Genomic DNA, 16,931 nt, shown 5'->3' on the forward strand with positions numbered 1-16,931 from the left:
TGAAAAGACCAGGAGATCATTGTTCCTGGTTTTCTTTTTGGAAATCTTCAATATTGTAGGTATGAAATGCACAGTAGTAGTCGAAAATGAATATGTTTAGCGTTGACCTTGATTTGCAAAGAGTCTATCTTGTGATTGTAGGGAAATGCCAAAGAAAACATACATTTCCAAGTGGATAAAACAATACAATAGATACGTATGCAAAGAAAGAAGGAAATTATGAATAAAGTAACATTTAAAGATTTAGGGTTGTCAAGTGATGTATTAAAAGGGATTGAGATGATGGGGTATGTGAGTCCTTCACCTATTCAAGAAAAATCAATACCAGTTTTACTAGAAGGACAGGATATTATAGGACAAGCACAAACTGGGACAGGAAAAACATTGGCTTTTGGGAGTGTTTTGTTATCAAAAATACAAAAAGAAGGTAAACATGTTAAAGCTTTGATTTTATCACCAACACGTGAGTTGGCATTGCAAATTCATGAAGAATTAAAAAGAATTGGGAAATGCACAAATTTATCAATTGTCAGTGTCTTTGGTGGAAGTGATATTGAAAGACAAATCAAAGATTTAAAACGTGGTGCAGATATCGTTGTGGGAACACCTGGACGTGTGCAAGATTTAATGCGTCGTCGTGTTTTGAAAATCAATAATATTGATTTTATGGTATTAGATGAAGCGGATGAAATGTTAAATATGGGATTTGTTGAAGATATTGAAACAATCTTAGAAGCGACACCAGAAAATAAACAGACTGTTTTGTTTTCAGCAACAATGCCAGCAACAATCAAAAAGATTGCGAGCAATTATATGCAGGATGATTATATGCATATACAAATCAAATCAAAGACAAAAACAGCTTCTACCGTTTCTCAATATTATTTTGAAACAAGACCAACAAATAAATTTGAAACATTATGTAGAATCTTAGATTCAAGACAAATGGAAAATACAATCATTTTTTGTAAAACAAAAAGAAGTGTTGATGAAGTTGTGGCTTCAATGCAACAAAAACATTATGATGTTGAAGCTATGCATGGTGATTTATCACAAAATCAACGTACAAATACATTGAAAAGATTTAAGAGTGGACATATTCAATATTTGGTTGCTACAGATGTGGCTGCTAGAGGAATTGATGTTGATAACATTTCACATGTTATCAATTATGAGATGCCACAAGATGAAGAATTATATATTCATAGAATTGGAAGAACTGGTAGAGCAAATAAAAAAGGTGAAGCTTATTCACTTGTTACCAATCGAGAAAAGAATTTCTTAATGTCTATCCAAAAAAGAACAAATAGTCATATTGAAAAATTAGATGTTCCTTCAAATCAAGAAATATTTGATCAAAAAATAAAAGAGTTATTATTTGATGTACAAGAAGAGATGCTAAAGTCTCATAAAGATGTTTTTATGGATACTATTAAAGATATTCCTCACGATATGAGAAATGATGTGATGGCAACATTATTATCAATGTGTTACCAACAACGCGTTGGTTTTGATTATCAGGAAGAAACATCTGCAGGATCTCAATATGATCGTATTTTTATGACTTGTGGTTCAATGGATAGAATTAATGTTAAAGATGTTATTGAATTTTTAACGAAGTATGGAAAAATTAAAAGCAGTGATATTGGTGATATTACAATTAAGAGAAAATTCACTTTTGTTGATATTAAACCAAAAGTGAGTCATAAAGCAATGAAAGGATGTCAAAAACAGAAGTTGAATCAACGTCGTGTACAATTAGAGTATGCAAGTGATAGATAATTCATTTTTTGTTTAAATCTAAATTTCAATGATATATTAAGCATAATTTAAAATAGCAGAACAGATGTCGAAATGACTCTGTTCTTTTTTTCACAAATTCAGGTAATTAAAGGTTGAATGTAAGCACTCACATAGTGTATAATAGGTAAAGTAGTAATAAAGGAGGAATAGAAATGGAAAAATATGTCTACCTATTTAGTGAAGGTAACAAAGACATGAAAAACCTACTTGGTGGTAAAGGTGCTAACTTAGCTGAAATGACTAACATTGGTTTACCAGTACCTCAAGGGTTTACTGTCACTACGGAAGCTTGTACTAAATACTATGAAGACGGAAAAGTGATTTCTAAAGAAATCGAAGAACAAGTTTACGAAAAACTTGCTGAACTTGAAAAAATTACAGGTAAGAAAATGGGAGATGCTGCAAATCCGCTTCTTGTTTCTGTAAGATCAGGTGCAAGAGCATCAATGCCTGGTATGATGGATACAGTTTTGAACTTAGGTTTAAATGATGAAGTTGCAAAAGAGTTTGCAACAGCAACAAATAACCCACGTTTTGTATACGATAGTTATCGTCGTTTTATTCAAATGTTTGCTGATGTTGTTATGGGATTCCCAAAAAGCTCATTTGAAAGAATGTTTGATAAAGTTAAAGAGGAAAAAAATATTGAATTCGATACAGAATTAACTGCTGAAGATTTGATGGAAGTTGTTGAAATTTACAAAGCTGAATACAAAAAACATGCTGGTGTTGATTTCCCTCAGGATCCAAAAGAACAAATGATGGAATCAATTAAGGCTGTATTTAGATCATGGAACAATGACCGTGCTATTACTTATAGACGTTTGAATGATATCCCAGGTAGCTGGGGAACTGCTGTTAATGTTCAAGAAATGGTTTATGGTAATCGTGGTGAAACTTCTGGTACAGGTGTTGCGTTTACAAGAAACCCAGCAACTGGTGAAAAGAAATTATATGGTGAGTATTTGATGAATGCTCAAGGTGAAGATGTTGTTGCTGGTATCCGTACACCACAAACAATTGATACTTTGAAGGAAGTTATGCCTCATTGTTATGATGAATTTGTAAAAATCAATAAAGTTCTTGAAGATCATTATAAAGATATGCAAGATATGGAATTTACAATTGAAGATGGTAAATTGTTCATGCTTCAAACACGTAATGGTAAGAGAACTGCTGCTGCTGCATTAAAAATTGCTGTTGATTTAGTACAAGAAGGTATGATTACAAAAGAAGAAGCTTTATTAAAGGTTGAACCTAAACAATTAGATCAATTGTTACATCCTAACTTTGATGATGTTTCATTACGTTGTGCGCATGTTGTTGCAACAGGTTTAGCTGCATCTCCTGGAGCTGCAACTGGACGTATTTATTTCACTGCTGAAGACGTTATCGAAGCTCATAAAAATGGTGTTCAAGATATCTTGTTAGTTCGTCTTGAGACATCTCCAGAAGATATTGAAGGTATGAACATTGCTCATGGTATCTTAACAATCCGTGGTGGTATGACATCACATGCTGCAGTTGTTGCAAGAGGTATGGGAACTTGCTGTGTATGTGGATGTGGTTCATTAAAGATTGATGAAGAGACAAAAATATTAACAACACCTGATGGTAAAAAATATCATGAAGGTGATTATATGTCATTAGATGGAAGCACTGGTAATGTTTATGGTGAACAAATCAAAACTGTTGAACCAGAAATTAGTGGTGATTTCGAAACATTCATGGAATGGGCTGATGAAGTTCGTACATTGAAAGTCAGAACAAATGCAGATACACCTAGAGATGCATTACAAGCACGTAAATTTGGTGCTGAAGGTATCGGTTTATGTAGAACTGAACATATGTTCTTTGAAGAAGAAAGAATTTTCAACTTTAGACGTATGATTACTGCAGAAACAGTAGAAGCAAGAAAAGAAGCATTAGAAAAAATCTTGCCTTACCAAAGATCAGATTTTAGAGAATTATTTAAAGCTATGGAAATCTATCCAGTTACAATCCGTTTCTTAGATCCACCTTTACATGAATTCTTACCTCATACTGATGATGAAATTAGACCTTTAGCTGAAAGTTTAGGAATGACTTTTGATGCTTTAAAAGCACGTGTTGAATCATTAAAAGAATTCAATCCAATGATGGGTCATAGAGGTTGTCGTTTAGCAGTTACTTATCCTGAAATTGCTGAAATGCAAACAAGAGCAGTTATTGAAGCTGCAATTGCTGCAAACCAAGAAGGTCAAAATGTAATTCCTGAAATTATGATTCCACTTGTTGGAGATATTAAGGAATTACAATATGTTAAAAAAGTTGTTACTGATACTGCAGATAGTATTATTAAAGAAGCAGGAGTTGATTTACCATACAAAGTTGGTACAATGATTGAAATTCCAAGAGCCGCATTAACTGCTGATAAAATTGCAGAAGAAGCTGAATTCTTCAGTTTTGGTACAAATGATTTAACTCAAATGACTTATGGATTTAGCCGTGACGATGCTGCTAAATTCTTGGATGATTACTATTCTAAACAAATCTTTGAAGCAGATCCATTTGCAAAAGTTGACCAAGAAGGTGTTGGACAATTAATGAAAATTGCTGTTGAAAAAGGTAGACAAACACGTCCAGATATTAAATTAGGTATCTGTGGTGAACATGGTGGTGAAGCAAGTTCGGTAGAATTCTGCCATAGACTTGGATTATCATATGTTTCATGTTCTCCATTCCGTGTACCATTAGCTCGTTTAGCTGCTGCTCAAGCTGCTGTTAAAGAAAAAATGGGAGAATAAAAAATGGTATAAAAAGATGTATCCTATGTGATACGTCTTTTTTTATGATTATATGATTTTCATTGCAATAATAAATATATAAGAGTATTCTAAAACTGAAAGAAATGGAGGGAATATAATGAAGTTAGCTTTGGAAAGAAGAATGGAAACGGTTATTCAAGGATTGGTTTTTAATGAGTCTAATCATAAACTTGATATTATGAAAATTTTAAATCAAAAAACTTTTAGTGCAGAAGAAGAGAGTGCGAATTATAGTTTGGATGGTCAACAATTAATCATTAATTATCAAGATGGGCGTACGGAGATATATCATATGTTAGAAACATCGAATCACATTGTGTTAGAAAGTAGAGAGGGTTTAGATTCCTTATCAGGTAAATGGGAATATTCTATGAAGTCAGTAGAAAAAAGCGATGATGTTTCATCCAATAAACAGGATGATATTATATTATCTGAATGGATTAGTGCTTTAGATGATAAGATTCCACTTCGTAAAATGACAATTCCTGGAACGCATGATTCTTGTACGTTTGGAATTCATAGTTCCGCGCTTATTGAAGATATGTCAAAGTGTCAAACTCAACCAATTCATATTCAATTAGAAGAAGGAATTCGTTTTCTTGATCTGAGAGTTGGAATGACACATGACAGTGTACAACCAGAAATGTGGCACGATAGAATAAGTTGTCACGTTTCATTAGTTGATGTTATGAATTGTTGTTCAAAATTTTTGGATAAACATCCAAGAGAATTTATCATTTTGAGTTTGCAAAAAGAGAATCATACATCAGATTGTTCTTTGGCAATTGAAGTTCAAAAAGTCCTTCACAGATATTCAAGAGTGTGTGGTACAGAGAAAATGCCAACAATTGGGGATTTAAGGGGAAAGATACTCATTATAGGTGGTAGTAATAGTGCTAGTTTTGTTGGGTTAAAAGATAAAAATGGAATTTGTTATCTGCCATTTATAGATATGCAAATTAATCAAAAGACAGCTCATTTTACTATTTACGACATAACAGTTTATTACCAAAATCAATATAATGTTCCATATAGTGGGTTTGATTCTCAAACAGCTTATAAAAAGAAAATTATCGATGAGTTTTTGGCTAATCAAACATTTGAAGCAGAAACTTTGGATTATATAGGATGGAATATATATGATTGGAAATATAAAATATCAGCTCTTGCGTGGGCAGTAAATAGCCTGATGGATCGATCTTCAAGTTTTATGGGAACATGTGAACATGGGATCCAACTTTTAGATCATTATTGGGTTAGTCTTGTTAGCAGACTAATTAAGAATAATAATTTCATTAAATGATAGTGTCAATTTCTGAAAAATTACAAAATTAATCATATATACATTTTATTAAAAATGGTATGGAAATCTTGTTTTATAGGCTAAGATTTGCACTATTCTTCTATTTATTAGTTTTTGAAATATAATGAGTTTTCGTTATGTATTTGTTTATATAACAAGATATCTTATAGAAGAATGTTAAATGAAAAATTAATTTCCACTGTTATGATAACTGTAGAATTTAATTGGGTGAAAATATATTTGAAAATATCTAAAAAGTTGATTTGTGCTATTGGATATTCTGATTATTATTGATTTTATTTTGATATTAAGCTAGGTGTAAGATTAATATCATCTGTTTCTATGTAAGTTATATTAAAGATATTGAGAACTTCTTTTCCATATAATGTTTTCAATAATAAGTGTGGTGACTTATTATTTATTGTTTCTCTTACATAGGAATTGATAAGGGTCATCATTAAGTTGATGTCCCTTTGTGTTTAAGAATTCCATGAGTGACCTTTAGGATGGATTCTTCTTAATCTTTCTTTATCAAATTCTTTTGCACAGGGATTGGAAAACTTAGTTCCATTATCAGTTAGAATAATAGGGAAGAGTTTCATAAATAATTCTCTTCCTAGTTTTTCATAGATATCATTGAAAAAATGAATAACAGATTTTGAATTATTAGTATCTTTTTTGAAGGCAATCATGAAAGAAGATGTTGTAAAATGAAGAGTCAATAAACAGGATTCACCTTTCTTGCCTTCAACGGTATTCATCTGAACAATAGCTCTGTCAGGATGAATTTTTATAAAAGTTAGAAAGTTTTCATATTTTCATCCTGCTAGACAGTTTTTATCAATCTTGTAAGTTGTTGATTTTTTTCTACGAGGACGATATCTTTTTTTCTTATTTTCAATATATACTTGTTAATAAGCGAATATATGGTTTTCTCAAAGACATAATTTCATCCTTATGGTTAATAAAGACATGATGAACTGATTGGCCCTGATTTTTACAAAGAGGCACAAATAGATTATTAAGATGATTAATCACGTCTTCATTAATAATGAAGCTAGATCTAGATTTAGATAATCTTTTCATATATTGTTTATTTGCCTGTAAAGCAAAATACATTTGTTTAGAAGGAGTAGACTTTTGCTTATCTTCGCATCCATTACATGCATAAGGAGGCTTAGAAAGTCTGGGACAGATTTCTTCAACGAAGTCCTGACACTCATCTCTACAAAAATCAAATGAATGACAACGTTTTGGCTTTGATAAATGACAAGTATCACAAACATCTTCTTTTATACAAAAAGACCTATGGATACAGTTGTTAAAAACTCTACCATAATAGGAGATATCACAATGAACCATATTTGTACGAAGTTCTTTAGAAATAGTGGTACAATCCTTACCGAGTTTTAAAGTGATAGCCTTAAAGGAAAAACAATTATTTAATCCATTTTCAATGATAAGTCTATCATGTTGATTCATATGTTTATTTTTCATAGTATTCTCACTCCAAGATAATAAACAGAATATCCCAAAAAATAATAAACCTTTGAAAGATTAAATTCTATCCTCAATATGATATGAGTGGAATTTACTTTTTCAATTGAGTTATTATAGAAGAAAGAGAAATATTATTTATATCATATCGACTGAATGTCAGAACTATGTTATAATATCTAACAAAGTGTAGGTGGGTATAATGCGAATTCAATTAAATTTAGATAGTATGGCAGTTCTTTTATTTTGTGGTGACTTAGTTGTAGACAATACTGCACCCTTAACACAAGATGAATGGTATGATGTAGAGAAAAAATTGAAAAGTTCATCAAAAAAGTTGCCTTCTAAATTATTTGGAATGAATAAAGATACATTGATTCAAATATTAGGTATAGATGAATATATAGCATATAAAATGATTTCAAGATTATCAACATTAAATGATTTAATGTTTGCTTTAGCAAATTTAGAAAATGAAGGAATTTACATAACAACAAAATATGAAGAGAATTATCCAAGCTGTTTAGCAACTTCTTTGAAAAAAAGAGCACCATTATTCTTATATTATGTTGGTGATTTGTCACTTGCTAATAATATGGTTTCTATTGTGGGACCACAGAATGTAGAGAAAAGATTACATTCTTTTACTAAGAATTTAGTTACAAAAATCTATGATGAAGAGCGAACTTTAGTTTCTAGTGGTTTAAAAGGTATTGATGCTTATGCATTAAAAGTTCATTTACAATTGGGTGGAAAGGCAGTTTGTTTTGTGAGTGATCATATGTTTGATAAGAAAAAAACGTATGCAAAACCAATTAGAGAGGGTAAACTTGTATTGATGAGTGCAGTTGATCCATTTGCTTATTTTAATGTGACGAATGCTTTAGACAGAAATATCTATGTGTGTGGATTAAGTGAACTGCAGTTTATTACAGCAAGTCATATCAATAGTGGGGGTGTGTGGTTTACCACTATTCAAAATTTCCATTATCACTGGACTAAGCAATTGGTATTGGATGATGATAGGTATAATGGAAATATTAGATTGCTTGAAATGGGAGCGATTAAAGTGACTTATGAAGATATACTATCTTTATTAACTTTAGATCAAATTGTTGAAAATAATGAAGTTGTTGAGGAGGAAGAAGAGATTCTAATAGATCAAATGTCTATTTATGAGTTTCTAGATGAATAATATGAAAAAACAATTATTAAAACAATATAAAAGAGCACCTGTAACATCTGTTCTTATTGCTTTGTGTGTTGTTATTTATGTCATTTCATTTTTACTTTATGGTGAAGAAATGAATGTTTATGAAGGAATGGCTTTTGGTGGATATAATCCTGTTTTTGTTCAATTAAATCATGAATATTATCGTTTAATAACTGCTAATTTTATTCATTTTGGAGTTATTCATATTGCAGTTAATTGTTATTCATTATATGGAATAGGAATGTTTATTGAATCATCGTTAAAACCTAAGAAGTATTGCATTGTTCTATTGATTAGTGCTCTTGCAACAACGGGGTTGCCTTATTTATTGTACTTGATAAATGGTTTTGAGGCGAATACAGTCAGTGGTGGTATTAGCGGTGTGATTTTTGGTTTGATTGGGGCATTAGGGGCATTGGCACTTAAATATCGAGATATCTTTTTGGATGTTTTTAGACAGTTGGCTCCTAATCTATTATTGATGTTGTTCATATCGGTTGTTGTTCCATCTATATCATTATCAGGGCATGTTGCTGGTATGATTGGAGGATTTATTGCTACATATATTATATTACATATTCATACATATAAGAAAAAATCAAAATACAGTGATTTGATTAATTAAAGGAGAATATTATGAAAAGTCAAAAAGTGAGAAAAGCAGTTATTCCAGCTGCTGGTTTAGGAACAAGGTTTTTACCAGCAACAAAGGCTTTAGCAAAAGAGATGTTGCCAATTGTAGATATCCCAACAATTCAATACATTATTGAAGAAGCAGTAGCAAGTGGAATTGAGGAAGTCCTTGTGATAACAAATAGTAATAAGCATGCAATGGAAAACCATTTTGATGTGAATTATGAATTGGAAGAAAGATTGAAAGCTTCAGGAAAAGATAAACAAGTGAAACTAATTAGGGATATAGCTGATTTGGCAAATATATATTATATAAGACAAAAAGAACCTAAAGGATTGGGACATGCTATTTTGTGTGCTAAGACTTTTATTGGTGAAGAACCATTTGCAGTTTTATTAGGTGATGATGTTGTTGTCAATAAAAATAGTAAGCCCGCTTTAAAGCAATTAATCGATGCTTATGAACAAACAAAATCTTCTGTTGTTGGTGTACAAACAGTTGCAAAAGAAGATGTTTGTAAATATGGAATTGTTGAACTTGATAGAATGCATAGCCATGAGGGAAGGCTTGTAAAATTGTCTAGTATGGTTGAAAAACCAGAAATTGATAAATCACCAAGCCAAATGGCTGTCTTGGGTAGATATGTATTGACTCCTGAAATATTTGAGTTACTAGAAACTCAAGAATCTGGTGCTGGAGGAGAAGTACAATTAACTGATGCAATTAAGCGTTTAATGGATCGTCAAGCAGTCTATGCGTATGACTTTGAAGGCGTTCGTTATGATGTGGGTGATAAATTTGGTTTTATTAAGGCAACTATTGATTTTGCTTTAGATAGAGATGAATTGCATAATCAGGTGCTTGAATATATTAAAGAAATTGCAGGTGAAGAATAATGTCGTTTCAGGATAAGTTTAAGGAATATCAAGAAAAACAAGAAGCAAAGAAATACTTTAGATCAAATAATGACCAATTTCTAGATTCTTCTCAATGGGTGAAGACAATTTTAGGTGGTCTTGTAGTAGCAATAGCAGTTGGAATCATCTTAGGTGTTGTCATTTCGACATTACGTATAACATCGTCAATATTTTATTTGATTTGTGGATATGTTATTGCTATGGCAGTGACAAGAATTGCAGGTGTGCGTTCTCAACAGATTGCTATTGTGAGTGTGTGTGTAACTCTTGTTTGTTTTATAGTCGGTGAAATGACAATGATGTATTTGCCATTACAACAATTAGGAGTAGGACTCCAACATTTAAATTTGATTGATTTATTTGTGGCAGGCTGTAAGAGTCTTTTTATTGAAAATTTATTTACAACAATTATTGCTATATTAGGATTGTTTATTGCATATCAGCAATCACAATAATGATTTATAAATTAAAGAGGATGTTATGCATCCTCTTTAGCAGTTTTGATTAAAATCAGGTTGATAATATTTTTTAACATATTCATCATATAACTCTTTAAATCTTGCATAGTGGATAATTTCACGTTGTCGCAAGAAAGAAAGAGGTGCTAATAAATCTGGGTCATTAGTTAAATCCATAAGATGTTCGTAAGTCGCTCTCGCTTTTTGTTCAGCCGCTAGATCTTCTGCTATATCAGCAACTGGATCGCCAGTAACTGCAAAATATTGAACTGTAAAAGGCACACCATTTGCATCAGTTGGATAGAGTGAAACACCATGTTCAGTGTAGTTGGCCTCTAATCCAGCAGCCTTTATTTCATCAATTGTTGCTCCAGCAGTTAGCTGATGCACCATTGATGAAACCATTTCCATATGGCCCAGTTCCTCGCTGCCAATATCGGTTAATAAAGCTTTACCTTTGTCATCTGGCATAGCATACCTTTGTGTAAGATAACGTAGTGAAGCTCCTAATTCTCCGTTTGGACCACCGAATTGAGTGATAATATATTTTGCCATTGATAAATCTTTGTTCTTTATAGAGACAGGATATTGCAATTTTTTGCTATAAGCCCACATTCAATAAATTCCTCCTTTTAGTTTTGATATTCCCAAGGCCAAGGACCTTGAACCCATTCAAATGGGGTTTTGTTTGGTGTATCTTGTACAGACAATGGTCCAAATTCTTTTTCATAAGCAGCTGTAGCTTCTTTTGCTTTTTTAGCATATTCAGTATACAATTCTACCATTCGTTGGTTATTTGGATGCATATCAAGATACAAGTTTATTTCATGAGCAACAAATCCATACATTTGTACTTCTAATAAAGCTTGTTGTCTACGATTGTGTGGTTGTAAACAGTAGTTAGAAAATCCATTATAAGTCATATATAGATCTTTAAATAAATTACCTAACATGATAGCTTCTTGTGGATCGAATAGTTTAGGATTTTTTTCTTGTTGTATTGCGTTGTTCATAAAATAGGGTTGAAAACAATTTTGATTGTCTTGAAAAATGTTCATAAAAACCTCCTTCTCTTTACACTATTCAATTCTTTTTTTAGTGATAAGGACAAATGTTTATTTTCAGTTCATATTATCTCATTATAATAAGATGAGATGGAAAGGGTGGTCATATGAGAGTACAGGTCGTATATACAACTCATTGTAAAGAAGCAAAATTACTTGCTGAAGACATGGCAAGATATGCACGTACTTATGCAAAACCTATGACTGATTTTAATTTTCATGAAGAAATTGATTTACTGGTAATTGGGTTTGAGGAATATCCTTGTTTGAAAGATAAAGAATTAGAAGAATTTATTTGTAAATTATCTAGAGAATATATTAGAAATGTTGCATTGTTTAATTTGTTCTGTTTGAAAAATAAACAAATGGATCAAATTATTGAATTATGTCAAAAACAAGATTTACCTTTAATGAGAGAAACATATTCTTGTAAAAAAGGGTTACTTTCAAAATGTGTTTTAAGTGATGATATCATTTCTGATGGTCGCACTTATATAGAAGACATGGTTAATGTTTGTAATCATTATTATTAATTAGCATAGTATAGAGGAAAGATAACTTTCCTTTTTTTTGTAGTCTTGCATTTTAAATTCCTTTCTAATTGAAATTATCTATAATTGAGTATATTTTTAAAGGAAATAAAAGATTTATTGCTAAAAAAGAAATAAAAAATTTAATGCTCTTTTTTTTGTGATAAAGGTATGGTAAAATACTTAAAACAAAGGGGGATAATAAAATGAACAAAAATTATCAATTTGATACATTACAAATTCATGCTGGACAAAAACCTGATCCAGTGACTAAAGCAACTGGTGTACCGTTATGTTTATCAAATGCTTTTACGTTTGATGATGCTGATCAGGCAAAAAATATATTTGCATTAGAAGAAGGGGGATATTTTTATTCACGTTTGTCTAATCCAACAGTAGATGTTTTACAACAAAGAATGGCGGCTTTAGATGGTGGAGTAGGTGCTGTTGCATTTTCATCTGGAACTGCAGCCATCATGGGCTTAATCATGACTGTTTGTCAATCGGGAGATGAGATTATTGCAGCAAATAATCTTTATGGTGGTACAATTGGTTCTTTGTCAGGAACAATGACAGGAATGGGATTTCATTCTCATTTTGTGAATCCTCGAGATTTAGAACAAATGGAATCATTGATTAATGAAAAGACAAAGATGATTTTTGTAGAAGCTGTTGGAAATCCCAATGGTGATATGCTTGATTTTGAAGCTATTAGTACAATATGTAAAAAACATCAAGTATTGTTTGTTGTAGATAATACAACACCAACACCATATCTTTTCCAACCAATTCTTCATGGAGCTGATATTGTTGTTTATTCTACAACGAAATATATTGCTGGACATGGAAATGTCATGGGTGGAATCGTTGTTGACAGTGGAAAATTTGATTGGCATAACGAGCGCTATCCATTGTTTACGACACCTGACAAAGCTTATCATGATATTATTTATGCTGATATGAACGAAGGTGCTTTATGTACCAAAATGATTGCAAAAACATTAAGAGATTTAGGGGGATGTATGTCACCGTTTAATGCTTATATGACATTGTTGGGTTTGGAAACATTATCATTGCGTATGGATAAACATGTTTCGAATTCTAGAAAGATTGCACAATTTTTAAAGACATCAAAAGCAGTAGAATGGGTGAGTTATGCTGAACTTGAAGATCATGATTCTTATGAGTTATGTCAAAAATATTTCCCACGTGGGTTTGGTGGATTATTTACATTTGGCGTAAAAGGCGGTTTAACTGGTGGAAAGACAGTTATTAATAATATTAAACTTTTTACTCATGTAACAAATTTCGCAGATTCAAGAAGTTTATTAACACACCCAGCTTCAACAACACATGCACAAATGAGTGAAGAGGAACGACTAGCTGGTGGTGTACAACAAGGAACAATTCGTATTTCTGTTGGATTAGAAAACCCCATTGATTTGATTGATGATTTGAAACAAGTGTTTGATAAAATTGAGGCTTAATAAATCGTGAGGATGAATAAAGTAAGATGATTTTGTTTCATACAAATCATCTTTTTTGTTATAAATTATTATAAGGTTTAATAAAAGATGTATATATAAAGGCTACGAAACAAATAAAAATATCCATTATTAGAAGGAAGGTGTGTAGTTTATAATGTCAGTATGAAAGTGTATCTCAAAAGAATGGATAGAAGGGTATACGTGGGATGAATGGAAAAAGTTGAAAGAGGTTTTATAGACAAAAATAAGTTCTCATACAATTCTTTTTAATTTGTGCTGCTTAACATTTGGGTTTGGAATGTGCAATATATTGATGCTTGGATAGCGGTGATTAAGTATTTACTTCCACGATAAAAAATTAAATAATAAAAAAGACTCTTGTGTATTTTCTCTGCTTAAACAGATAAGAGTCTTTATATTATTCAATAACCATAGCATTAGGAATAGGTGCTTTCGGATTTTCTTTGTTAATACGATCATAGAAAAGTTTTCCATCAAAATGGTCTAATTCATGTTGTAAACAAATTGACAAATATCCTCTAGCGACAATTGTTACATTTTTATGTGTTAAGACATCATAGCCTTTTACAGTGACTTTGGCATGTCTAGGGACCAATCCTTCAACATCATCATTGACACTTAAGCAGCCTTCGCCATCTTTAAGGTATGATCCTTTTTCAGTATAAGAAACTATTTTAGGGTTAACCAATGCATAATCATCTGCTTTTGAAACATTTCCATCATCATCATATGATAGAACATGAATGGCACACATTCTTTTTAAAACTCCAACTTGAACAGCTGCTATTCCAACAGCGGGACGAAGATGATATTTTTCAGACATTTCTTCATCTTGCGAATTCACTAAGAATTCATGCATATCTAGCAATAATTGTTCATCTTCTTGACATATAGGCATTTCAACAGGTTGTGAAATCTCACGAATCAAAGGATGATGATCATCAATTATATCTTTCATTAATAACATTTACTTTCACCTCGCTGCATTATTTTATCACAAAAATAAAAAATATGCTAGATTCTAGCATATTTTTCTTAAATTAACAGATTTTAGTACATCCACAGATGATGAGTAATAAGAAGACAACTAATACAATAGCAAACCAAGTGCATCCGCTTCCGCCACCGAATCCGCCACATCCACAGTTGTTGAATGATTGACATCCACATCCACCACAACCGAATGGGTTACAAGGAAATGTTGGCATATAGCTATTGCATCCGCAACCTCCATAGTTATAACAAGAGTTCATTGAATTCCCTCCTTTCAATTTAACATATTCCTGTTTTACAAAATTGCTAGTGTTTCTACCCAATTCTTATTTTATTTTTTTTAGATATCATGTATAATGGTTAGGACAAGGAAGTGAGAGACATGTATGATTATCCATTGGATCCTTATTGGAGTACCCAAGACATTATTGATGTGATGTCATTATATAATGCAGTTGAGAAAGCTTATGAGGAAGGAATTTCTCAAAAGGAATTTATGGAATGTTATCGTCGTTTTACGATGGTTGTAGATTCAAAAAGTGAACAAAAGAAAATTAATGCTGAATTTGAAAGAGTATCACATTATTCTATATATAAAGTGTTTCAAAGATCAAAAAACAGTGATTGGATTGACATGCGATGATTACTTTAATTAGAAGGATATTTAAAAGTCGAGGTGTTGATAAAACTGTTTATGCATGCGTTGTTATTTTAACTATTTTTGGAATTGTTATGATTGGAAGTGCATCAGTTGGTCAAACAGCTTCTATGGGAGCTGCGTATGCAACAATTAATATGGTTAAGCAAATTATATTTGTTGTTACTGGTTTTTGTTTTATGATTTTTTTAACACGTTGTTTTAAAAAGAGTTGGGTGAATTCTAGTTCAACATGGATTCTTTATTTTATTGGAATCGCATTAATGCTTTCATGTTTGGCATTTACCGCTGTTAAAGGATCTCATGCCTGGATTCGCTTTGGTTCTTTTACAATTCAACCAGCAGAGTTTATGAAAATTTTTATGATTCTCTTTTTATCTTTTCATTTTGGTGAGATGGAAGAATTTTGTCAGATACCTAAAAATATTTCTAAGTCTAAACGTGAAGTTTTACAGCAAAGAAAATTTATGTATTGTGTTGCTAAACCTATTATGGCCATTGTTTTTGCGTTTGCTATTGGAGCATTTGTCCAAAAAGATTTAGGAAGTGCGTTGATTTTGGCTTTTGTTTGTATGGTATTATTTTTTATAACTCCAAGGCCGTATTACTCTAAATATAAAAAACTTGCATTGATTATTTTATTGATTTTTGGTGTTATGGTTCTCTTTGGAGCAGCGTTTGTTTTAAAACCTCACCAGTTAGGGCGTATATATACATGGTTGAACCCTTTATATGATGTTCAAAATGATGGTTGGCAGTTAACAAATGCTCTTATTGCCTTTACAGCAGGCGGATTGTTTGGAAAAGGGTTTGGAGCATCGCGTCAAAAATATGGATACATACCAGAATCCCATAATGATTTTATAGCTCCAATTATATATGAAGAATTGGGATTGGCTGGATTTATGTTGTTTTTAATTCCATACTGTATTATTATATATAAAATGTTTCAGTATGGTATGAAAGTGAAAGAAACCAAAAGTAAATTAATACTCTATGGTGTTGGAATATATTTCTTTACACATCTGGTTGTTAATGTCGGAGGGGTATCTGGATTGATTCCAATGACTGGTGTTCCTTTGTTATTAATATCATCAGGTGGTTCATCAACATGGGCGGCTATGATAGGTATTGGAATAGCACAATCTATTATAGCAAAATACAATCGTGATACTTTAAAAGAACAAATCTAGACTTTTGGCATATTCTAATATGGGTGAGAATATGGAAATAGATGATTTTAAAGCGTTTGTTAGAACGATACCATCAGTAAAAGATGATGTTGTGAGTGGTCGCTATACTTGGCAGCAATTATATGAGTTTTATGTTTTATATGGTGAAAATGATAAAATGTGGGAACCTTATAAAAAGTCACAGATGGATTTAAGCGGTATATTAGATATTGTAAAGAATGTGGATTTGAATGCATTATCAAAAAGTTTTGATGGTATTCAAAAGATTTTAGATTTAGTTAGTGGATTTGTTGTGAAAGATGATCAAAAACCTCAACAAAAACAATGGTATGATGATTAATGATGAAATTCGG

General features: G+C 31.6%; 18 protein-coding genes. 12 read left to right on the forward strand and 6 right to left on the reverse strand.

All coding sequences use genetic code 11. The annotated features are described in order from the left end of the window. Window positions 1–219: 219 nt before the first annotated feature. The 3 genes from GQF29_RS16130 (at window position 220) to GQF29_RS16140 (ending at window position 5,913) form a co-directional block, all read left to right on the forward strand. Entirely contained in the window at window positions 220–1,782 is a 1,563-nt protein-coding gene (locus GQF29_RS16130) for a DEAD/DEAH box helicase (protein WP_160340839.1), read from the forward strand. Between the two features lie 173 nt (window positions 1,783–1,955). After that, window positions 1,956–4,589 (forward strand): pyruvate, phosphate dikinase, encoded by a 2,634-nt coding sequence (gene ppdK, locus GQF29_RS16135; protein WP_054688669.1) that lies wholly within the window; start codon window positions 1,956–1,958, stop codon window positions 4,587–4,589. A gap of 118 nt (window positions 4,590–4,707) precedes the next feature. Beyond that, complete coding sequence (locus tag GQF29_RS16140; protein ID WP_054325098.1) at window positions 4,708–5,913, forward strand: phosphatidylinositol-specific phospholipase C domain-containing protein; 1,206 nt, start codon at window positions 4,708–4,710, stop codon at window positions 5,911–5,913. Window positions 5,914–6,392: 479 nt separating this feature from the next. On the opposite strand, the gene GQF29_RS16145 is transcribed toward GQF29_RS16140, so the two are convergent. Together GQF29_RS16145 and GQF29_RS16150 are read right to left on the reverse strand one after the other, a co-directional pair. Continuing rightward, window positions 6,393–6,674: a hypothetical protein gene (locus GQF29_RS16145; RefSeq protein WP_160340840.1), complete on the reverse strand. Its 282-nt coding sequence runs from the start codon at window positions 6,672–6,674 to the stop codon at window positions 6,393–6,395. Between the two features lie 136 nt (window positions 6,675–6,810). Then, entirely contained in the window at window positions 6,811–7,410 is a 600-nt protein-coding gene (locus GQF29_RS16150; RefSeq protein WP_054325097.1) for a helix-turn-helix domain-containing protein, read from the reverse strand. A gap of 202 nt (window positions 7,411–7,612) precedes the next feature. Here GQF29_RS16150 and GQF29_RS16155 point away from each other — a divergent pair, with 202 nt between their 5' ends. From GQF29_RS16155 to GQF29_RS16170, 4 genes are read left to right on the forward strand one after another with little or no spacing between them, the layout of a single operon-like run. Continuing rightward, complete coding sequence (locus GQF29_RS16155) at window positions 7,613–8,605, forward strand: DNA-processing protein DprA (protein ID WP_160340841.1); 993 nt, start codon at window positions 7,613–7,615, stop codon at window positions 8,603–8,605. Next, window positions 8,598–9,248, forward strand: coding sequence for a rhomboid family intramembrane serine protease (locus tag GQF29_RS16160; protein ID WP_236916453.1), 651 nt, complete (start codon window positions 8,598–8,600; stop codon window positions 9,246–9,248). The genes GQF29_RS16155 and GQF29_RS16160 overlap by 8 nt, the downstream gene beginning before the upstream one ends. Window positions 9,249–9,259: 11 nt before the next feature. After that, window positions 9,260–10,153, forward strand: coding sequence for a UTP--glucose-1-phosphate uridylyltransferase GalU (galU, locus tag GQF29_RS16165; RefSeq protein WP_054325096.1), 894 nt, complete (start codon window positions 9,260–9,262; stop codon window positions 10,151–10,153). Then, window positions 10,153–10,629, forward strand: a complete 477-nt coding sequence (locus GQF29_RS16170) for a hypothetical protein (protein WP_054325095.1) — start codon at window positions 10,153–10,155, stop codon at window positions 10,627–10,629. Before galU ends, GQF29_RS16170 begins: the two co-directional genes overlap by 1 nt. A gap of 36 nt (window positions 10,630–10,665) precedes the next feature. On the opposite strand, the gene GQF29_RS16175 is transcribed toward GQF29_RS16170, so the two are convergent. Together GQF29_RS16175 and GQF29_RS16180 are read right to left on the reverse strand one after the other, a co-directional pair. Further along, a complete protein-coding gene (locus GQF29_RS16175) occupies window positions 10,666–11,247 on the reverse strand; it encodes a manganese catalase family protein (RefSeq protein ID WP_054325094.1) in 582 nt (193 codons plus the stop codon). A 17-nt stretch (window positions 11,248–11,264) separates the two neighbouring features. Continuing rightward, window positions 11,265–11,690, reverse strand: a complete 426-nt coding sequence (locus tag GQF29_RS16180; RefSeq protein WP_160340842.1) for a spore coat protein CotJB — start codon at window positions 11,688–11,690, stop codon at window positions 11,265–11,267. A gap of 113 nt (window positions 11,691–11,803) precedes the next feature. On the opposite strand from GQF29_RS16180, the gene GQF29_RS16185 reads away from it, so the two are divergent. Both GQF29_RS16185 and GQF29_RS16190 read left to right on the forward strand, forming a co-directional pair. Beyond that, window positions 11,804–12,229 carry a hypothetical protein gene (locus GQF29_RS16185; protein ID WP_054325093.1) on the forward strand — a complete coding sequence of 142 codons (426 nt, stop codon included), beginning with the start codon at window positions 11,804–11,806 and terminating at the stop codon, window positions 12,227–12,229. 203 nt (window positions 12,230–12,432) lie between these two features. After that, a complete protein-coding gene (locus GQF29_RS16190) occupies window positions 12,433–13,713 on the forward strand; it encodes an O-acetylhomoserine aminocarboxypropyltransferase/cysteine synthase family protein (RefSeq protein ID WP_160340843.1) in 1,281 nt (426 codons plus the stop codon). A 418-nt stretch (window positions 13,714–14,131) separates the two neighbouring features. On the opposite strand, the gene def is transcribed toward GQF29_RS16190, so the two are convergent. Together def and GQF29_RS16200 are read right to left on the reverse strand one after the other, a co-directional pair. After that, entirely contained in the window at window positions 14,132–14,701 is a 570-nt protein-coding gene (gene def / locus GQF29_RS16195; protein ID WP_054325092.1) for a peptide deformylase, read from the reverse strand. Window positions 14,702–14,774: 73 nt separating this feature from the next. Further along, window positions 14,775–14,987, reverse strand: a complete 213-nt coding sequence (locus GQF29_RS16200) for a hypothetical protein (RefSeq protein ID WP_008789786.1) — start codon at window positions 14,985–14,987, stop codon at window positions 14,775–14,777. A 122-nt stretch (window positions 14,988–15,109) separates the two neighbouring features. Here GQF29_RS16200 and GQF29_RS16205 point away from each other — a divergent pair, with 122 nt between their 5' ends. Genes GQF29_RS16205 through ylbD form a run of 3 tightly spaced genes read left to right on the forward strand, consistent with a single transcriptional unit; the run spans window position 15,110 to window position 16,918 of the window. Next, window positions 15,110–15,370: a UPF0223 family protein gene (locus GQF29_RS16205; RefSeq protein WP_160340844.1), complete on the forward strand. Its 261-nt coding sequence runs from the start codon at window positions 15,110–15,112 to the stop codon at window positions 15,368–15,370. Further along, window positions 15,367–16,578, forward strand: coding sequence for an FtsW/RodA/SpoVE family cell cycle protein (locus GQF29_RS16210; protein WP_054688659.1), 1,212 nt, complete (start codon window positions 15,367–15,369; stop codon window positions 16,576–16,578). The genes GQF29_RS16205 and GQF29_RS16210 overlap by 4 nt, the downstream gene beginning before the upstream one ends. Before the next feature lie 31 nt (window positions 16,579–16,609). Beyond that, window positions 16,610–16,918, forward strand: a complete 309-nt coding sequence (gene ylbD, locus GQF29_RS16215) for a YlbD family protein (RefSeq protein WP_236916454.1) — start codon at window positions 16,610–16,612, stop codon at window positions 16,916–16,918. Window positions 16,919–16,931: the final 13 nt, after the last annotated feature.

The organism is Coprobacillus cateniformis, from assembly GCF_009767585.1.
GTDB classification, from domain to species: Bacteria; Bacillota_I; Bacilli_A; order Erysipelotrichales; family Coprobacillaceae; genus Coprobacillus; species Coprobacillus cateniformis.

Bases quoted from the DNA above. Each gene is read 5' to 3' on its own strand.
- GQF29_RS16200 (WP_008789786.1), bottom strand. From the start codon at position 14,987: ATGAACTCTTGTTATAACTATGGAGGTTGCGGATGCAATAGCTATATG.
- ppdK (WP_054688669.1), top strand. From the start codon at position 1,956: ATGGAAAAATATGTCTACCTATTTAGTGAAGGTAACAAAGACATGAAA.
- galU (WP_054325096.1), top strand. From the start codon at position 9,260: ATGAAAAGTCAAAAAGTGAGAAAAGCAGTTATTCCAGCTGCTGGTTTA.
- GQF29_RS16160 (WP_236916453.1), top strand. From the start codon at position 8,598: ATGAATAATATGAAAAAACAATTATTAAAACAATATAAAAGAGCACCT.
- GQF29_RS16155 (WP_160340841.1), top strand. From the start codon at position 7,613: ATGCGAATTCAATTAAATTTAGATAGTATGGCAGTTCTTTTATTTTGT.
- GQF29_RS16190 (WP_160340843.1), top strand. From the start codon at position 12,433: ATGAACAAAAATTATCAATTTGATACATTACAAATTCATGCTGGACAA.
- GQF29_RS16130 (WP_160340839.1), top strand. From the start codon at position 220: ATGAATAAAGTAACATTTAAAGATTTAGGGTTGTCAAGTGATGTATTA.
- GQF29_RS16210 (WP_054688659.1), top strand. From the start codon at position 15,367: ATGATTACTTTAATTAGAAGGATATTTAAAAGTCGAGGTGTTGATAAA.
- GQF29_RS16180 (WP_160340842.1), bottom strand. From the start codon at position 11,690: ATGAACATTTTTCAAGACAATCAAAATTGTTTTCAACCCTATTTTATG.
- GQF29_RS16145 (WP_160340840.1), bottom strand. From the start codon at position 6,674: ATGAATACCGTTGAAGGCAAGAAAGGTGAATCCTGTTTATTGACTCTT.
- def (WP_054325092.1), bottom strand. From the start codon at position 14,701: ATGTTATTAATGAAAGATATAATTGATGATCATCATCCTTTGATTCGT.
- GQF29_RS16140 (WP_054325098.1), top strand. From the start codon at position 4,708: ATGAAGTTAGCTTTGGAAAGAAGAATGGAAACGGTTATTCAAGGATTG.
- GQF29_RS16185 (WP_054325093.1), top strand. From the start codon at position 11,804: ATGAGAGTACAGGTCGTATATACAACTCATTGTAAAGAAGCAAAATTA.
- ylbD (WP_236916454.1), top strand. From the start codon at position 16,610: ATGGAAATAGATGATTTTAAAGCGTTTGTTAGAACGATACCATCAGTA.
- GQF29_RS16150 (WP_054325097.1), bottom strand. From the start codon at position 7,410: ATGAAAAATAAACATATGAATCAACATGATAGACTTATCATTGAAAAT.
- GQF29_RS16175 (WP_054325094.1), bottom strand. From the start codon at position 11,247: ATGTGGGCTTATAGCAAAAAATTGCAATATCCTGTCTCTATAAAGAAC.
- GQF29_RS16170 (WP_054325095.1), top strand. From the start codon at position 10,153: ATGTCGTTTCAGGATAAGTTTAAGGAATATCAAGAAAAACAAGAAGCA.
- GQF29_RS16205 (WP_160340844.1), top strand. From the start codon at position 15,110: ATGTATGATTATCCATTGGATCCTTATTGGAGTACCCAAGACATTATT.